The following is a 16984-nucleotide window of genomic DNA, read 5'->3' as shown; positions in this document are numbered from 1 at the left end:
GGGTCCCCCGGCCCGCCTCGCGAAATCCCCACCGCGACGGACGCTCGGCCGACTCGCGAGGGGAGCCCGCGTGCCAACGATCGACCCCAGACGTCTCCTCGTTCTGCGTGCTTTCGTGCTGTCCGACTCGGTCACCGCGACTGCGGCGGCGCTGCACCTGACGCCGTCCGCGGTGTCGCAGCAGCTCGCGGCGCTTGAGCGCGAGGTCGGCCACGCGCTCGTCGTACGCACGGGGCGCAAGCTGGCGCTCACGCCGGCCGGGCGCATCCTCGCCGGGCACGCCGAGGAGATCAGCTCCCGGCTGAAGATCGCCGAGGCCGACCTGGCCGCGCACGCGGGCGGTGTCCTCGGGCAGCTCCGGATCGGCGCCTTTCCCACGGCGATCAGCTGGTTGGTGGCGCCCGCCATCGTCGAGCTGCGCCGTCAGGCGCCGGGCGTCGACGTCACGGTCGTCGACGCGGAGGCGCACATGAGCCACCGGATGCTGATGCGCGGCGACATCGACATGACCGTCAGCCTGGAGTACGAGTCCGACCCCGAACGCGACTCCCCCGACATCGTGAAGTTCCCGCTCTACATCGAGCGGTTCAAGGCCGCCCTCCCCCACGGCCACCCGCTGGCCGGCGAGGAGGGCATCGGGCTCGCCCAGCTCACCGAGGAAGGCTGGATCATGCCCTCGCCCGGTAACCCGTGCCGCATGATGGTGCTACAGGCGTGCGCCGAGCTCGGCTTCCACCCGCCGATCACACACGTCTCGGACGACTACCGCGCCGCGCTGGCGCTGGTCGCCGCCGAGGCCGGGATCTGCCTGGTGCCGGAGTCCGCGCTCTCCGCGCGTGACGCCGACTGGGTTACGATCCTGCCGACGCGCGGCGTCGCACCGCTGCGCAAGGTGATCATGACGACGCGGCGCGACAACCAGGGCCACCCCGTCGTACGCGCGGGGCTGAAGGCGATGCGGGCCGCAGTCGCCGAGCCGGGCTCGGAGATCTACGGCCCGCTCGCGCGGTCCGACACCTTCAGCGTCGAGTGACGGCTCCGGCCAACGGCGTTCTCGCGGAGGAAGGCGTCGACGTGCCGGTGGTACTCGTCCGGCTTGTCACGGCGCACGCAGTGGTGGCCGCCCTCAATCACGACGACGTCGAAGCCGGGCGCGACGGCCGTGAGGCGCTCACGGGAGTGCTTGTCGACGATGACGTCGCCGGTGCCGGTGACGAGCAGCGCCGGTACGGCGGTCGGGCCGACCGTAATCTGCCGCGCGGTCGGCGTCCAGATCCGGCGCTTCTCGTGGACCCGCTGCTTCATGTAGTCGATGTCGACGGCCTTCATCGCCTCGGCGAGCGGGCGCAGCTCCTGCTCCGCCCAGTGGGGCTTGAGTTCACGCTGCATGTCCATGAGCTCCTCGACCGACGCCGTGTCGGCGTAGTCGAAGGGATCGATGGTGGTCTGCTCGACGCTGAGCCACGGGTTGGGACCGGCCTCCGGCACCCACCACGGTGGGTCCTCGAGCACGACGCCGGCCACGAGGTGCGGGGCGTCGGCGGCGACGAAGGCGGCGATCCGCGCGCCCATGGAATGCCCGACGACGAGCGTCTTGCGCCCGGTCTCGTCGAGCATGTCCTTGAGGATGTCGATCGCGTCCTGCACCATCACGTCGGTGGACGGCACGCCCTCGTGCTCGGGCAGGCGGCTGGGCGACTCCCCATGGCCCCGGGCGTCCGGCGCCACGATGTGGTAGTCGCCGCACCAGCGGTCGACGGCGTCGCCGTAGCACGCGCCGGACTCCACAGCGCCATGCAGGATGAGGATGGCGGGCGCATCTGCTGCGTCCCGCCCGTACTTTCGGACGAACAGGTCGGTTCCCACGTGTCCTCTTTCAGTACTCTGTCGCGTCGGCCTCCGGCCGACTCACGCCGGGATGGTCGTTCGGTTAGTCATGGTCATGATCGTGGCAGGCCTGGTCGGCATCGCGCAGCGCTCCCGCAGGTCAGGCCGGCAGCTCCGCCTCCGGTGTCGCCTCGACCAGCGCGCGCGTGCAGGAGTGCTGCGGGGAGCGGAAGATCTCGTCGGACGGGCCGGTCTCGACGATGCGGCCGCGCTGCATGACGGCGACGCGGTCGCTGTAGAGCCGGATCACCGCCAGGTCGTGGCTGACGTGGAGGAACGAGATCCCCTGGTCGCGCTGCAGGTCGGCCAGCAGGTTGAGGATCTGGGCACGCACCGACACGTCGAGCGCCGAAGTCGGCTCGTCCGCGATGATCAGGTCCGGCTTGAGGGCGAGTGCGCGCGCCACGGCGACGCGCTGGAGCTGCCCGCCGGATGCCTCGTGCGGGTAGCGCCCCAGGTAGTCGGCGTCGAGGCCGACCGACTCCAGCAGCGCGACCAGCTCGGCGGTTGACGTCGCCTCGCCGTGCGCATGGAAGACGTTCGCCAGCGTCTGCCGCACGGTCTGCCGCGGGTTCAGCGACGCCAGCGGGTCCTGGAAGACCATGGCGACGTTGCGCCGCAGCCGCCGCAGTCCACGCCGACTGAGGCAGGCGACGTCCTGCCCGTCCGTACGGACGGTGCCGGACGTCGGCACCACCAGGCCGTTGGCCATCCGCGCCAGCGTGGACTTGCCCGAGCCGGACTCGCCGACCAGGCCGAGCGCTTCGCCCCGCCCGATGCGCAGCGAGACGCCGTCGACGGCGAGGAAGCCCTTGCGCCTGCGGCCGAAGCCACCGGCGGTGCGGTAGCGCTTGCTGACGTTGGTCATCTCCAGGATCGGCTCACTCACCGGGCGACCTCCTGAAGTGCGGGTAGACGATCGAGGTGGCAGGCCGCAAGATGCAGGCCGCCGTCCTCGCTGGTCGGCCGGACGGTGGGCAGCGGTACCTCGACGACACAACGCTCGCCGACCTGGTCCGCGAGGCCGCAGCGCGGCGCGAAGGCGCAACCCGGTCCGGCGTCGCGCAGCGACGTGGGCGCGCCGGGGATGGCGCGGAGCCGGGTCCGCTTCCCTCCAGAGTCGAGCCGAGCGTCCAGCCGCGGCGTGGCAGCACGAAGACCGGTGGTGTACGGGTGGGCGGGCTGCTCGAAGATGTCGCGGAGGCTGCCGTACTCGGCCTGGCGCCCGGCGTACAGCACGAGGACGTCGTCCGCCGCGCTCGCCACCACCCCGAAGTCGTGACTGATCAGCAGCATCGCCATGCCGTACTCCTGCTGGAGCTCGCGGAGCAGGGCCAGGATCTGCGCCTGCACCGTCACGTCGAGCGCGGTGGTCGGCTCGTCGGCGATGAGGAGCGCCGGCCGGTTCACCAGGGCCATCGCGATCACCGCGCGTTGCCGCATGCCGCCAGAGAACTCGTGCGGGAAGCGGCGTACGGCGTCCGCGGGCTCGGGGATGCCGACCCGGTCGAGCATCTCGACCGCACGGGCCCGCGCAGCGCGTCGGGTGACCGATGGGTCGTGCAGGCGGACCGCCTGGGCGATGTGCGCGCCGATGTCGAGGTACGGGCTGAGCGCGGACATCGAGTCCTGGAACACCATGGCCACGTCGGAGCCGCGGGCCCGGCGCAGCTCGCGCTCGTCGGCGGAGAGCATTTCCCTGCCAGCGGCGACGATCCGGCCCCGGGCGCTCGCCCCGCGCGGCAGCAGCCGCATGATCGCCCGGCCGGTGATCGTCTTACCCGACCCCGACTCGCCGACCACGGCGAGCGTGCGGCCGCCGTCCAGCCTCATGGACAGGTCCCGGACGACATCGGTGGTGACGCCGCCGCTGGTGAACGAGACAGACAGGTCCTCGACCTGGAGCACGGGGTCACGCACGGCGGATCCTCGGATCGAGAAGCGGCATCAGCAGGTCGACGATCAGGTTGCCGACGATGATGAGGAAGGCGGAGAAGAGCGTCACCCCGACGACGATGCTCAGGTCGGACTCGTTCACGCCGGACAGCAGCAGGTCGCCGAGCCCGTGCAGGCTGAACACCCTCTCCGCGATCACCGACCCGCCCAGGAGAGCGGTGACGTCGAGCGCGAACATCGCCACGACCGGCACCATCACACCGCGGACGGCGTGCCGGTTCACCTGCCGGGTCGACGCGCCGCGCGCGGTCATCGCGACAAGGTGGTCGGCCGAGAGCTCGTTGAGGAGTTGGGTGCGGGCGACCCGGATGTAGCTGGCGGCGAGGATGAACGACAGTACCATCCACGGGCCGATCAGGTGCCAGGCCCAGTCCGTCGGTGACTCCGAGAACGACACGAAGCCGGAGTACGGCAGCGCGTTGAGCATGAAGCCGAAGACCTGCACGACGAGTAGACCGACGAGGAAGGTCGGCACCGACAGCCCGAACATCGCGAACCCGGTCGAGAACCGGTCGACGATCCCGCCCTTGCGTATCGCCGACAACGCCCCGAGGCCGATGCCCACGACGAGGCACAGGACGGCCGCACCGAACGCGAGCGACAACGTGACGGGCAGCCGCTCGGCGATGAGCGTCGTGACGTCGCTGCGGTTCGGGAAGGAGTAGCCGAAGCACGGTGCGTGGCAGTGCACCTGCCGGGCACCCTCGCCGTAGGTACGGCCGACGAAGAGGCCCTTCACGAACTCGGTGTACTGCCACACCACGCTCTGGTCGGTCTGCATGTAGGCGCTGACCTTGGCCCGGGTCTCGGGCGGGCACGGCTTGCCGCACATGGCGCGGGCCGGGTCCTTCGAGGCCCCGAAGAAGAGGGTGATCGTCACAAAGGCGATCGCGAGGAGCATGAACACTGCGGTGACCATGCGGCGGGCGATGTAGGCGATCATGCGGCATCCTCCGTGCGCACGTCGAGGACGTCGCGGAGCGCGTCTCCGGCGAGCGTGGCGCCGAATACGATCAGGAACACCACGGCGCCCGGGAAGAGCATGTACCAGACGTCCGCACCGCTGTAGATCCACGGCAGCGAGTCCGAGAGCAGCTTGCCGAGGTCGGGGACGTCGCCACGCAGGCCGACGCCGAGGAACGAGAGTCCTGCGACGACGCTGACGTTGGCGGGCAGCGACATCGCGAACAGGACGACGACCAGGCCGAAGAGGTGCGGCAGCATCTCGCGGCGGATGATCTGCCAGGGCGGAGCCCCGGTCGCGCGCGCCGCCTCGACGAAGGCGCGGGCGTTGATGGCGCCGGCCTGGGCGCCGATGATCCGGGCCGGGACGGTCCAGCCGAAGAAGGCCAGCACCAGCACGAGGACCAGGCCCCGCGGCATCTCCGGCGGCACGATCGCCATGATCGCGATGACGAACATCAGGCCCGGGAAGCCGAACATGAAGTCGATCACCCGCCCCGCAACGGCGTTGAGCCAGCCGCCGAAGTACCCAATCGCCGTACCGAGGACGGCGGCGAAGGCGATCGACAGGATGCTCGCCCCGAACGCGATGAACAGGGACGAGCGGATGCCGTAGACGATCTGGGCGAACAGGTCGACGCCCGTCACCGGGACGACGCCGAGCCAGTGGTCGGCGCTGACGCCACCGATGGCGCCCAGCGGACGGCCGCCGTCCGGGTCGAGCAGGTTCGTGTGCAAGGTGCTCGGGTCCTGTCCCTCGAGACGCGCGAGCAGCGGGGCGCAGAGCCCTGCGACGAGCGGCACGACCAGCATGACCAGGCCGGCGACGCCGGACGGCTTCCGAAGGAAGCGGCGGAGGAGCGGCGTACGCCGGCCCTCCGCCTGCTGGATCTCAATGATCGACACCGACGACCAGCTCGTTCGCGAACGGCGGGTAGGCGGGGATGAAGTAGTTCAGGATTTTCGAACCGGCCAGGGCCTGCGTGTGCTGCACGAGGATCGGCACCACGGGGGCGTCCTCCATGATCTGCTTGTCGATCGCGGCCCACATCTTGGCGGCCTTGTCGAGGTCCGGCTCCGAGATCGCGGCGTCGATCGCGGCGTCCACCTTGGGGTTGGAGTATTGCGAGGCGTTGCCGCCACCGTTGCCGATCTCGCTGGACGCGAACAGCGGCTGGATGGTGCTCGTGCCGCTCGGGAAGTCCGCTCCCCAGCCGTTCGTCGTCATGTCGTAGTTGCCGTCGGCGGACGAGACGAGCTCGTGCCAGGTGTCGCCATCGAGGCCCTTGAGCTCGACCTTGATGCCGACCCGCGCCAGCGAGTTCTTGATGCTCTGGGCTTCCTTCTCCTCGATCGCGCTCACGTCGGTCGGGTAGGTCAGCGTGAGCGTCAGGTTGGAGACGTCGGCGCCGGCGAGCAGTTCCTTCGCCTTGTCGACGTTGCCGGTGTCACCACCGTCGTACAGGTTGTACTCGGTGTAGCCGGGGATGCCAGGCGTCATGATGGTCGAGGTGATCTGGCCGCCGAACTTCGGGCCGCCGTACACGCTCTGCAGCTCGGCCTTGTTGATCGCGTAGTTGATCGCCTGCCGCACGCGGACATCGGAGAGGCCCGGGCGCTTGACGTTCATGGCGAGGTAACGGAAGTAGCCTGACGGGCTGTTGGCCATGCGGTGGGAGATCGACGGGTCGGACTCGATCCGCTGGAACTGCGACGGCGAGATGAGCGCGTTGCTGATCGCGGTCTGATCCTCGCCCTTGTCATCGATGAGGCGCTGCACGATCGTGTCGTTGTTCAGGCCCATGTCGAGGACGATCTTGTCCGGGCCGGCGAACCGTGCCTGGTCGGTGTCGGCCTTCCAGTTCGGGTTGCGTTCCAGCACCGCCTGCGAGCCCTTGCGGAAGCTCGTCACCTTGTACGGGCCGCTGGCGACCGGGTGCTCGCCGTACGTCTCCGGCTCGGTGTCGGCTGCGGCCGGCACCGGCGCGAAGGCCGGCATGCTGACGATCCACGGCCAGTTGCCGAATGGCCTCGTCAGGTGGAAGACGATCTTGTGGTCGTTGATGACCTCGATGGAGTCGAGCTCCTTGCCGTCGTAGGGGCCGTCGTAGTCGGTGCCGCCGACCAACAGCGTCTTGTGGTAGCCGAGGCCACCCTGGAACATCGGCGCGAACGACCGCTCGATGCCGTACTTCACGTCCTGCGCGGTGATCGGGCTGCCGTCGGAGAACTTCAGGCCCTCCTGCAGCGTGAAGGTCCACGTCTTGCCGCCGTCGTCCGTCGAACCGGTGTTGGTGGCGAGGTCCGGCACGAGGATCGTGTCCTTGTCCGGGAACGTCTGCCACGACGTCAGCCCGCGGTGCACCCACCGCAGCCGACTGGTCGGCACCATCTGCGCGTTGGCGGTCTCAAAGGACTCAGTCCTGCGCCGCGAGAGGTAGTGCAGGGTCCCGCCCTGGGGCACGGACTCGAGCGCCGTGTTCTTGTCCTTCGTCGGCTCGGTGGACTGCGAGTTCGCGTTGCAGCCCGCCATCACGAGGGCTAGGACGAGCGCGAGCCCTGCGGGCACCACTCTCCGGGATCGATTCGCCATAGATCGCGCTTCCTATGAGGCGGTCCCGATCGGTCCGGTCCGCAGCTTGGATCTCAGGAAGGCAGTCTGTTGGCGGGCGAGAGAGCGCGTCTATCGAGGAGTTCTGCAGGGGACCTTTCAGAAAATCTTAAAGGTCGCGTAGATCCGCGCGCGACGCGGAATCTGTCGAGATTTTTGCGGGCGAAGGCGGCGGCGAGGACCTCCGCGCGGCCGGCGGGGATCTTCTCGGTGGTTGCGAAGTGGCTGGATGCGGGGTGTGCAGACCGAGCCCGGAGTGGTAGCGCTCGTGGTGGTAGTAGTCGACGAACTGCTTGCAGAACGCGCGGGCGCGGGCGGGGAAGGCGGGGTCTTGAACGCCACCTCGCCGTAGGGGTTGTCGTTGCTCACGTGGGGCCGGGAACGGCTGCGGACCACGTCCAGGTCGATGAGTAGTTGGGCGACGGATTTGCTGGTCATGGACGTGCCCCGAACGGCGTGCACCACCCGCGAATTGCCATAGGTCCGTATCATATCGTCGATGGACTCGGTGGCCAATTGAACGGTCTCGGTCTCGGTCTCGGTCTCGGTCTCGGCGGGCATCCATCCGACACCGTCGCCCCAGCCCCGCGAAGCGCACGGAACCGGCGCAACTCCACCGCTGCGGGTCGAGCACCATCCCGCCCAGGATGGTGCGACGGTCAAGATCTTCTACGAGGGGCGCACCACGAAGGCGGGTATCCGCGACGCCGACGACATCGACGAGTTCATCGACCTTTGGGCTCTTCACAATGCAAAGTGTCTTCGGTGACGCTGATGGCGTCTGCGATGCTGTGGGCGTGGAGTACGTGTCCAGAGTGCCGCGACCGCCGCTGGACGGGCTGATCGACGACCTTTACTACCTGGAGGGTGCGCCGCCGTACGCCCGGCTGACGCTGCCGCCGATGCCGTCGGCGTTGCTCATCGTCAACCTCGGGGCGCCGTTCCGCATCCGCGCCGGCACCGACATCGAGACGACCGAGTACGCCGACGGCTGCGTGGTCACCATGCCCACCCGCGCGTTGGAGTTCGGCTACCCACGCCGGACCCGGTCCGTCGGCGTGCACTTCAAGCCGTGGGGGCTGGCGCCGTTCCTGCCGATGCCTGCGGCCGAGCTGTGTGACCGGCCGGTGACGGTAGAGCAGGTTTGGGGCCGGCCCGCCATTGCTGAGCTGCGAGACCGGCTGGCCACGGCGGACGGACCGCACGAGATGCTGACGCTGCTCGAGGAGGAGCTGATGCGACGGCTGTGCGAGACCGCCGGCCTGGGGCTGGTCCGCCATACGAGCAGCGTCATCGCGGCGACCAGCGGGGCGGTGGCGATTGGCGACCTGAGCGTGGCAGCCGGTGTCAGCAGCACCCATCTGGCACAGCGGTTCAAGGAGCACATCGGCGTCACGCCGAAGCGGCTGGCCCGCACCTACCGCTTCGCCGCCACCGTGTTCGCGATCAACCCCGCCGGGCCGATCGACTGGGGCGACCTCGCCGGTGGCGCAGGCTACTTCGACCAGGCCCACTTCGGCCACGAGTTCCGGGCGTTCACCGGGCTCACGCCGACTCGATACGTCGAAGTCCGGCGGCGGTTCCTGCGCGAACATCCCGGCCACGTGCTGGACAGTTGGCCGCTGCCGGCCGATTGATTTCTTACAAGAGCGACAGCTCACGACACGCTAATTTGGGGGCATCCCAAGGCAGAGGAGAGCCCCGTGGGCAAGGTGGTCATGTACAGCTCGGTGTCGGTGGATGGCTTCGTCGCGGACGAGAATGACCAGCCCGGACCTCTGTTCGACTGGTTGTCCAGCGGTGACGTCCCGTTGGACGAGAGCGGCGAGGTGAAGGTGTCGCAGACGTCCTACGATTACACCCGGCCGTACTGGGACCAGATCGGGGTGACAGTCGTCGGCCGCCACGTCTTCGACCTGACGGACGGCTGGGACGGGAAGCCGCCGGGCGGGATCGACCACGTGGTCGTCGTGACGCACCGGCCGGAGCCCGAGGGCTGGGACCCCGAGGCGCCGTTTCACTTCGTCGACGGCGTCGAGGCAGCCGTGGCCAAGGCGCAGGAGCTTGCGGGTGACCGCATGGTCGAGGTCGCCGCTGGCGACGTCGGTGGCCAGGTGCTTGCCGCGGGTCTGGTCGACGAGGTGCGCATGGACGTCGTACCCGTGGTGTTCGGGTCCGGCAAGCGCTACTTCGGGTCGGTCCACGCGCAGCACCTGCTGGAGGATCCTGACGTGGTGATTCACGGCAACCGGGTGCTTCACCTGCGCTATCGGGTGCGCCGTTGACCGATCTGAGCGGGTACGCGAAGAAGTCCCCTGCGAACGGTGCCACAAGATCGGGCCTCCGGCTGCGTTTGCACATCGCTGTCCCTGGTCGGGCAGCCGACGTCGATCCGCCCCGGCACCTCACCTGCGGCAAGTTCAACTCAAGATCACTGGTTGCCGGTTTCCGTCGAATCTTGACCGACCCCCAGGAAGAGCGGATCTTCACCAATGCAGGGTGTAGTCGGGTCTGAATCCGCCTGTCTCGAGTAGGATCGGGCAATGTAGTTGGTGAGGTTGCGGAAGCCGAGGGCGGAGCCGCGCAGGTGCTTCAGGCGGCCGTTGATTGCAAGAGCCACGTGACGAGTGGATCAGCCTCGGGGTATTCGCCCAAGACCAATCTGCGTGGGCTCTAAGAGTCCGCTGGCCGACACCCGGAGTGGGTCGTGCCAGGGCTTCCCGTCCCGCGCTGCCCGGTGCGGCCGGCGGCACCCTGCCCCGGGTGCCGCCGGCCCTCGGCCGTCAGGCCGGCAGGGTCCACTTCTGGTTGGCACCGCCGGTGCACGACCAGATCTGCGTCTTCGTGCCGTCGGCGGAGGTGTTGCCGATGACGTCAAGGCACTTGTTCGCCTGCGGGTTCACCAGGTCCCGCCCCGAGGTCCACGTCCACTGCTGGGCGGCGCTGCCGTTGCAGGTCCACAACTGCACCCTCGTGCCGTCGGCGGTGCCGCCGCCGGAGACGTCGAGGCACTTGCCGAGCGCCCGCAGCGTGCCGTCGGAGGCGCGGGTCCAGGTCTGGTTCGCGGCGCCGAAGCAGCTCCAGACCTGCGCCGCGGCGCCGTCGGTGCTGCTGTTGTCGGTGACGTCCAGGCACTTGCCGCCGAGGCCGGTGATCGGCCCGGTGGGCGTCCCGCCGCCACCGCCGGACTGGGTGCCCGACCAGGTGAAGGTGGCGGTGGTCCGGGCCGGCAGGGTGTAGGTGAACGACTGCCCGCCCCAGACCACCTTCACCGACTGGGCGGACGTGCCGCCGTTGTGGGCCAGCAGCGCCTTGGTGCCGTCGGAGTTGCGGTACGCGACGTTCTGCACCGTGCCGTTGGCGGTGGAGGCGATCCGCTGCGCCCCGGGGCGGACGAACTTGGTCAGGTGCCCGGTGGTGTAGTACTCGATCGTGTAGTCGACCTGGCCGGCGCGGGAGCCGCCCTCCTGCACGGTGATCAGGCCGGTGCAGGTGCCGCAGCCGCCGTTGTGCGGGCCCATGTTCTGGTTGAGCGCCAGGCTCCACTTGACGATGCTCCGGCTCCAGTTCCGGGCGTAGTTGACGATGTCGGCTATGTCCTCGTTGTGCTGGTTGGAGATCCAGGTGCCGCCGGAGTGCTCGGTGCTGAACTGCGGCACCGACGGGTACTGGCCCTGCACCTGGCTGCCGACCGCCGGGTCGCCGAAGTAGCCGTGCCAGGCGATCCCGCCGAAGAGCGGGTCGTTGCGCACCGCGGCGTCGCCGAGTACCCCGGAGCCCATGGTGGCGTAGTCGCCGTAGTTCCAGTCGTGCACCAGCACCTTGGTGGTGATGCCGGCGGCCCGGAACGCCGGGTAGACGAAGTTCTTGGTCAGCTCGGCCAGCCCGGAGGAGTTCCAGCTCATCCCGGGGTAGTCCATCGCCGTCGGGTTGCCCGACTGGCAGCAGTTCGGCTCGTTCTGCACCGAGAGGTAGTCCACGTTCACGCCGCGCGCCGCGTACGCCTGGATGGTCTTGACGAAGTACTGGGCGTAGGTGCCGTAGTACTGGGACTTCAGCCAGCCCATCTGGTCCATCCGACCGTTGTCCTTCATCCAGCCGGGCGCGCTCCACGGCACGACCTTGACCCGCAGGGCGGGGTTGAGCTGCCGGGCCTGGGCGGTCAGCAGCTCGACGTTGGTGTCGTAGCCGTTGCTGCCGAAGTCGCCCAGGTCGCAGCAGGTGTCGTCGAGGGATACGTGGCCCGGGCGGGACAGGTCGGAAGCCCCGATCGGGTTGCGGACGAAGGACAGCCCGATGCCGTCGGTGGGGCTGAACAGCTTGCGCATCACCTCGTCGCGGGTGGCCGCGCTGACCGGGCCGCCGCGCAGCAGGTACGCGGTGGTGTCCGTGATGGACGCGCCGGCGCCCTCGAACGGCTGGTAGCGGCTGTTCTCGTCGACGGTGATGGTGTGCGTGGCCCCGCCGCTGGACGCCGCGAAGCTCACCGCGGCCTGCTGTTGCAGCCCGCGGGTGACGGTGCGACCGCCGCCGTCGGAGGTCGTGGTGAGCCAGACGTTCACGCTCTCCCCGGCGGCCTGGGCGGCCGGGGGCGCGAGGGTCAGGACGCTGGCGGTCAGGCAGAGCGCGAGGGCGCCGGCCCGCGTCGCGCGGGCCGGCGAGCGGCGGGGGGTGGGTGGGGTGGGGGACACGAAGTGCTCCCTTCGACGGGCGCGGTGCCCGGCGGTGCACCCCGTGCGGGGGCGTGGACGGTCCGCCGGCACCGGGGACGGGGCAAGCGGCGCGCGGCCAGCGGGCCGCGACCATTGCCGGGGTTGCCGTCGCCCGGCCCTGCCCGGCAAGGAATCGACGGTTGTGACTGAGCAAACACTGTCGCAACACTTAAGTCAAGCAATGTAAAAAGACCTGGGGCGGATCGTGGCCGTGCGGGGGCGAGCCGGGGCCGGAGCGCACGCCGGCATCCCGGTGCGCCGGCGGCCCGATGCCGGCCCGTCGGCGGCTACCAGCGGTTGCGGGCCTCCTCGGCCCAGCCGACCAGGCCGTCGAGGTCGACCCGCTCGCCGTCGGCGGTGGCCGCCCAGCCGGTGAAGTGCCCGAAACACTGGTGCGTCTCGTTGGCCAGCACCGCGAGGTTGGTCCGGGCGACCCGCTCGTGGAACGGGTGGAACGCCACGTCGACCCGTTCGCCGGTGATCTGCCACGGCCGCAGCCAGTCGGACCGGTCGTAGTCCCAGCGCAGCTCGTCGCCGATCTTGTGCAGCCGACCGTCGACGAACAGGCCGTTCTCGGTGCTACCGGTGCCGTCGGTCCACTTCCCGCCGAGCTGGATCGACCGGCCGGGGCCGCTGCCCGCCGCCCAGTTCCAGGTGATCGAGTACGGCCACCGGCCGCGCCCGTGGTCGAGCACGGCGAACGAGTCCCCGGCCCGCACGTCGTGCCACGCGTCGCCGACCCGGAGCCGGCCGTGCACCGGCCGGCCGACGTCCTTGACGGTGTACTGGAAGCGGCGGGTGCCCCACGGCACGACCACGCCGAGGGACTCGTGGCCGGCGGGCAGCGGCACGGTCAGGTCGACCTCGACGTCCCCGGCGGCGGCCCGCAGCGTGGTGCCGTCGGGGCCCTGGTCGATCGCGACGGTCAGCCCTCCGCCCCGGGCGGCGACCCGGCCCGCGCCGCTGCGCTCGGGCAGCACGGCGCCGCGGGCCAGCGGCACCACCGCCTCCGTGTCGTGTTCGACGCCGCTGGCGCGGTCGAGCACGTAGAGGCTGTGCACCCCGGCGTAGTCCAGCGACGACACGACGATCCCGACGATGTGGGCGGGGGTGACGACACCCCAGTACTCCCAGCGCTTGGTCCGGCCCCAGCCCCGCAGGTTCGCCCGGTGCAGGGGCCGGCGGGTCCAGCCGACGGCCGCCGGGTTGAGCCGACCGTCGGGCAGGCAGAGATCGACGGGGGAGGTGATCTCGCGCTCGTGCGTCATGGCGGGCAGGCTACCGGCCGGCGCAGGCGGCCCCTCGGGCCGGCCGCCCGGGCGCTCAGCCCCGCCCGCGCACCCGCCGGACGGTGTCGCGGAACCACAGCGCGCTGCGCTTCGGGACGCGTTCCTGGGTGTCGTAGTCGACCCGGACGATGCCGAACCGCTTGTCGTAGCCGTACGCCCACTCGAAGTTGTCGAGCAGCGACCAGGCGAAGTAGCCGCGCACGTCCGCGCCGGCCTGCCGGGCCCGGGCCACCGCGCGCAGGTGCTCGGCGAGGTAGTCCACCCGGTCGTCGTCGGCGACGAAGCCGCGCGCGTCCGGGCGGTCGTCGAACGCCGCGCCGTTCTCGGTGATGACCATCGGCAGCCCGGGGTAGTCGCGGCTGATCCGCAGCAGCAGGTCGGTGAAGCACTCCGGGACGATCTCCCAGTCCATCGCCGTGCGCGGCCGGCCCCGGGGGACCGCCCGGCGCACCGGCCGGCCGGCGGCGTCCCGGTCCCGGCCGTCGGCGTCCACCCCGGAGAAGAGCTGCCCGAAGTAGTAGTTGACCCCGAGCACGTCGAGCGGGGCGGCGATCACCGTCAGGTCGTCGTCGCGCACCGGAACCGTCACCCCGTCGGCCGCCAGGTCGGCCAGCACGTCGGCCGGGTACCGGCCGTGCACGAGCGGGTCCAGGTAGAGCCGCGCGCCCAGCCCGTCGGCGGCCCGGGCGGCGTCGTGGTCGGCGGCGCTGTCGGTCGCCGGGTCGGCGGTGCCCAGGTTCAGCGTGATGCCCACCTCGACCGGCCCGGTGGCCGCCGCCCGGATCCGCCGGGTCGCCAGCCCGTGGCCGAGCAGCAGGTGGTGCGCCGCCGCGATGGCGTCGCCGAGGTCGCGGCGGCCCGGGGCGTGCTCGCCGTACGCGTAGCCGAGCATCGCCGAGCACCACGGCTCGTTGAGCGTGGTCCACGTCGGCACCCGGTCGCCGAGGGCGTCGAAGACCAGCATCGCGTAGTCGGCGAACCGGTAGGCGGTGTCCCGCTCCGGCCAGCCGCCGGCGTCCTCCAGCTCCTGCGGCAGGTCCCAGTGGTAGAGCGTGACCCACGGGTCGACACCCCGGCCGAGCAGTTCGTCGACCAGCCGGTCGTAGAAGGCCAGGCCCGCCGGGTTGGCCGGGCCGCGCCCGCCCGGCTGCACCCGGGGCCAGGCCACCGAGAACCGGTACGTGTCCACGCCGAGGTCCGCGATCAGGGCCACGTCCTGCGGCATCCGGTGGTAGTGGTCGCAGGCCACGTCGCCGTTGTCGCCGCCGGCCACCGCGCCGGGCACCCGGCAGAAGGTGTCCCAGATGGACGGGGTGCGGCCGTCCTCGGCGACCGCGCCCTCGATCTGGTACGACGAGGTGGCCACCCCCCAGCGGAACACCGGCGGGAGGGTGTCGATCGGGTCGGCCGTCGTCGATGGGCGGGCGGTGGGCTCCATGCTGCTCCTCGGGTGGGCGGGGTCGACGTGGCGGATGCCGCCGCGGGGCGGGGCGGTGCGGGCCGGCGGTGCGGGCCGGCGGGTGGTCAGCGGGTCGCCGCCTCGGGCGCCGGGTGCAGCCAGCAGGCGACCGCCCGGTCGGGGGCGTCGGCCGGCGGGCCGAGCCGCGGCAGCCGGCTGTCGCAGGGGGCGAACGCCCGGGGGCAGCGCGGGTGGAACGCGCAGCCGTCGGGCATCGCGCGTAGGTCCGGCGGGGCGCCGGGAATGCCGGTCAGCTCCCGGCGCGGCCCGCGCAGGGCGGGGAAGGAGTGCAGCAGCCCGTCGGTGTACGGGTGCAGCGCCGCGCCGTACAACTGCGCGGCCGGGGCCTGCTCGACGATCCGGCCGCCGTACATGATGGCGATGCGGTCGGAGAACTCCACCAGCAGCGACAGGTCGTGGGTGATGAACAGCACCGCGAAGCCGAGCCGTTCGCGCAGCTCGGCGAGCTGGCTGAGGATCTGCCGCTGCATCACCACGTCCAGGGCGGTGGTCGGCTCGTCCATGATGACGACCTGCGGCTCCAGCGCCAGCGCCATACCGATCATCACCCGCTGCCGCATGCCGCCGGAGAGCTGGTGCGGGTAGCTGTCCAGCCGGTCGGCGGAGATGCCGACCAGCCGCAGCAGTTCCCGGGCCCGGGCCAGCCGGGCCGGGCGGCCCAGCCCCGGCTGGTGCGCCCTGATCACGTCCATGAGCTGCGTGGAGACCTTGTGCACCGGGTTGAGGGAGTTCATCGCGCCCTGGAACACGATCGACGTCTCCGCCCAGCGGAACGCCCGTAGCTGCGCGGGGGACAGGGTGAGCACGTCGACCGGCGGGCCGTCGACCGGGTGGTAGACCACCTCGCCGCCGCTGATCACCCCGGGCGGCGGGAGCAGCCGGGTCAGCCCGTACGCCAGGGTGGACTTGCCGCTGCCGCTCTCCCCGGCCAGGCCGAGCACCTCGCCCCGGTGCAGGGTGAGGTCGACGTCGCGGACGGCACGCACGGCCGAGTCGCCGAGGCCGTAGTCGACGCTGAGCCGACGGATCTCCAGCACCGGTTCGCTCATCGCCCGGCCTCCTCTCGCTGTCCGGACCCGGCCGGCGACGCCGGCCGGGGCGCCAGCACCGGGGTGAAGCCCACCCGCATCCGCACGGTGCGCCCGTCGGCGGTGCGGGCCCGGGACCGCCCGGCGCCGCGCAGGCGGGGGCTGACGAACTCGTCGATGCCGAAGTTGATCAGTGCCAGGGCGGTGCCGAGCAGCGCGATGGCCAGCCCGGCCGGCACGAACCACCACCAGGCGCCCTGCGCGAGGGCCTGCTGGCTCTGCGCCCAGAACAGGATGGTGCCCCAGTTCCACGACGAGACCGACGAGATGCCGATGAAGGCCAGGGTGATCTCCGACATGACCGCGAAGATCACCGTGCCGACGAAGCCGGAGGCGATGATCGCGGTGAGGTTCGGCAGGATCTCGAAGCCGATGATCCGCCAGGTGCGCTCGCCGGTGGCCCGCGCGGCCTCCACGTAGTCGCGCCGGCGCAGCGACAGCGTCTGGGCGCGTAGCACCCGGGCCCCCCAGGCCCACGACGTCAGCCCGATGACCAGGGCGACGACCAGGTCGCCGGCCCCCGCGACCGTGGACGTGACGATGATGATCAGCGGCAGTGCCGGGATCACCAGGAACACGTTGGACAGCGCGGACAGGCCGTCGTCGGCGAGCCCGCCGAGGTAGCCGGCGGTCACCCCGACCAGGACGGACAGCGCGGTGGCCACCATGCCCGCGGTCAGGCCGACCAGCATCACCCCGCGGGTGCCGACCAGGATCTGGCTGAACACGTCCTGGCCGAGATGGGTGGTGCCGAACCAGTGCGCCGCCGACGGCGGCTGGAGCAGGTCGGCGCTGCGGGCGTCCGGGTCGTACGGTGCGATCCACGGGCCGATCACCGCGAGCAGCACGTACCCGGCGACCACGGCCAGCCCGGTCGCGGCCTTGCCGCCGCTGACGAACCGCAACCGACGACGGCGGCTCGGCCGGACGCTGGGCTGGGCCATCGCGCCCTGCTCCGGGATGACCTGCTCCACGCTGGAGGTGGGAATGCTCACGGC

The 16984-nt window shown here is 70.9% G+C and carries 15 protein-coding genes and 1 pseudogene; 3 read left to right on the top strand and 13 right to left on the bottom strand.

Annotation, left to right across the window (positions count from 1 at the left end; translation table 11 throughout):
- Positions 1-70: 70 nt before the first annotated feature.
- Positions 71-1033, top strand: coding sequence for a LysR family transcriptional regulator (locus OOK41_RS20855; protein ID WP_266266402.1), 963 nt, complete (start codon positions 71-73; stop codon positions 1031-1033).
- Here the strand turns inward: OOK41_RS20855 and OOK41_RS20850 are convergent.
- The 7 genes and pseudogenes from OOK41_RS20850 to OOK41_RS20820 all read right to left on the bottom strand — a co-directional run.
- On the bottom strand, positions 991-1866 hold the full coding sequence (locus OOK41_RS20850; RefSeq protein WP_266266401.1) for an alpha/beta fold hydrolase: 876 nt from the start codon (positions 1864-1866) through the stop codon (positions 991-993). The genes OOK41_RS20855 and OOK41_RS20850 overlap by 43 nt on opposite strands.
- A gap of 121 nt (positions 1867-1987) precedes the next feature.
- Positions 1988-2776 carry an ATP-binding cassette domain-containing protein gene (locus OOK41_RS20845; RefSeq protein ID WP_243639351.1) on the bottom strand — a complete coding sequence of 263 codons (789 nt, stop codon included), beginning with the start codon at positions 2774-2776 and terminating at the stop codon, positions 1988-1990.
- Positions 2773-3807, bottom strand: a complete 1035-nt coding sequence (locus OOK41_RS20840; protein ID WP_266266400.1) for an ABC transporter ATP-binding protein — start codon at positions 3805-3807, stop codon at positions 2773-2775. Before OOK41_RS20840 ends, OOK41_RS20845 begins: the two co-directional genes overlap by 4 nt.
- On the bottom strand, positions 3800-4786 hold the full coding sequence (locus OOK41_RS20835) for an ABC transporter permease (protein ID WP_117667478.1): 987 nt from the start codon (positions 4784-4786) through the stop codon (positions 3800-3802). The genes OOK41_RS20840 and OOK41_RS20835 overlap by 8 nt, the downstream gene beginning before the upstream one ends.
- Positions 4783-5712 (bottom strand): ABC transporter permease, encoded by a 930-nt coding sequence (locus OOK41_RS20830; protein WP_117667476.1) that lies wholly within the window; start codon positions 5710-5712, stop codon positions 4783-4785. The genes OOK41_RS20835 and OOK41_RS20830 overlap by 4 nt, the downstream gene beginning before the upstream one ends.
- Positions 5699-7399 (bottom strand): ABC transporter substrate-binding protein, encoded by a 1701-nt coding sequence (locus tag OOK41_RS20825; protein WP_266266399.1) that lies wholly within the window; start codon positions 7397-7399, stop codon positions 5699-5701. The genes OOK41_RS20830 and OOK41_RS20825 overlap by 14 nt, the downstream gene beginning before the upstream one ends.
- A gap of 250 nt (positions 7400-7649) precedes the next feature.
- Positions 7650-7885: pseudogene (locus tag OOK41_RS20820) on the bottom strand (IS3 family transposase); the annotation flags it as partial.
- A gap of 329 nt (positions 7886-8214) precedes the next feature.
- Between OOK41_RS20820 and OOK41_RS20815 the strand changes: the two are divergent.
- Together OOK41_RS20815 and OOK41_RS20810 are read left to right on the top strand one after the other, a co-directional pair.
- Positions 8215-9054, top strand: a complete 840-nt coding sequence (locus OOK41_RS20815; protein ID WP_266266398.1) for a helix-turn-helix domain-containing protein — start codon at positions 8215-8217, stop codon at positions 9052-9054.
- Between the two features lie 66 nt (positions 9055-9120).
- Positions 9121-9702 carry a dihydrofolate reductase family protein gene (locus tag OOK41_RS20810; protein ID WP_266266397.1) on the top strand — a complete coding sequence of 194 codons (582 nt, stop codon included), beginning with the start codon at positions 9121-9123 and terminating at the stop codon, positions 9700-9702.
- A 146-nt stretch (positions 9703-9848) separates the two neighbouring features.
- Here OOK41_RS20810 and OOK41_RS20805 read toward each other — a convergent pair whose 3' ends face one another.
- The 6 genes from OOK41_RS20805 to OOK41_RS20780 all read right to left on the bottom strand — a co-directional run bounded on the left by OOK41_RS20805 (position 9849) and on the right by OOK41_RS20780 (position 16981).
- Positions 9849-10037, bottom strand: a complete 189-nt coding sequence (locus tag OOK41_RS20805) for a hypothetical protein (protein ID WP_266268068.1) — start codon at positions 10035-10037, stop codon at positions 9849-9851.
- A 163-nt stretch (positions 10038-10200) separates the two neighbouring features.
- Positions 10201-12108: a ricin-type beta-trefoil lectin domain protein gene (locus OOK41_RS20800; protein ID WP_323136196.1), complete on the bottom strand. Its 1908-nt coding sequence runs from the start codon at positions 12106-12108 to the stop codon at positions 10201-10203.
- Positions 12109-12416: 308 nt separating this feature from the next.
- Complete coding sequence (locus tag OOK41_RS20795) at positions 12417-13397, bottom strand: DUF2804 domain-containing protein (RefSeq protein WP_117667465.1); 981 nt, start codon at positions 13395-13397, stop codon at positions 12417-12419.
- A gap of 55 nt (positions 13398-13452) precedes the next feature.
- Positions 13453-14856: a GH1 family beta-glucosidase gene (locus OOK41_RS20790; protein ID WP_266266396.1), complete on the bottom strand. Its 1404-nt coding sequence runs from the start codon at positions 14854-14856 to the stop codon at positions 13453-13455.
- Between the two features lie 86 nt (positions 14857-14942).
- Positions 14943-15947 (bottom strand): ABC transporter ATP-binding protein, encoded by a 1005-nt coding sequence (locus tag OOK41_RS20785; protein ID WP_266266395.1) that lies wholly within the window; start codon positions 15945-15947, stop codon positions 14943-14945.
- On the bottom strand, positions 15944-16981 hold the full coding sequence (locus OOK41_RS20780; protein ID WP_266266394.1) for an ABC transporter permease: 1038 nt from the start codon (positions 16979-16981) through the stop codon (positions 15944-15946). Before OOK41_RS20780 ends, OOK41_RS20785 begins: the two co-directional genes overlap by 4 nt.
- Positions 16982-16984 lie beyond the last annotated feature (3 nt).

The sequence above is a fragment of the Micromonospora sp. NBC_01655 genome, from assembly GCF_026339755.1.
In the GTDB taxonomy this organism is placed as follows: domain Bacteria; phylum Actinomycetota; class Actinomycetes; order Mycobacteriales; family Micromonosporaceae; genus Micromonospora.
Note: the sequence above shows the minus strand (reverse complement) of the source record. Positions and strands in the feature narration are given on the sequence as shown.

Excerpts from the sequence above, each read along its gene's own strand:
- OOK41_RS20795 (WP_117667465.1), bottom strand. The coding sequence starts at position 13,397 with ATGACGCACGAGCGCGAGATCACCTCCCCCGTCGATCTCTGCCTGCCC.
- OOK41_RS20825 (WP_266266399.1), bottom strand. The coding sequence starts at position 7,399 with ATGGCGAATCGATCCCGGAGAGTGGTGCCCGCAGGGCTCGCGCTCGTC.
- OOK41_RS20835 (WP_117667478.1), bottom strand. The coding sequence starts at position 4,786 with ATGATCGCCTACATCGCCCGCCGCATGGTCACCGCAGTGTTCATGCTC.
- OOK41_RS20785 (WP_266266395.1), bottom strand. The coding sequence starts at position 15,947 with ATGAGCGAACCGGTGCTGGAGATCCGTCGGCTCAGCGTCGACTACGGC.
- OOK41_RS20790 (WP_266266396.1), bottom strand. The coding sequence starts at position 14,856 with ATGGAGCCCACCGCCCGCCCATCGACGACGGCCGACCCGATCGACACC.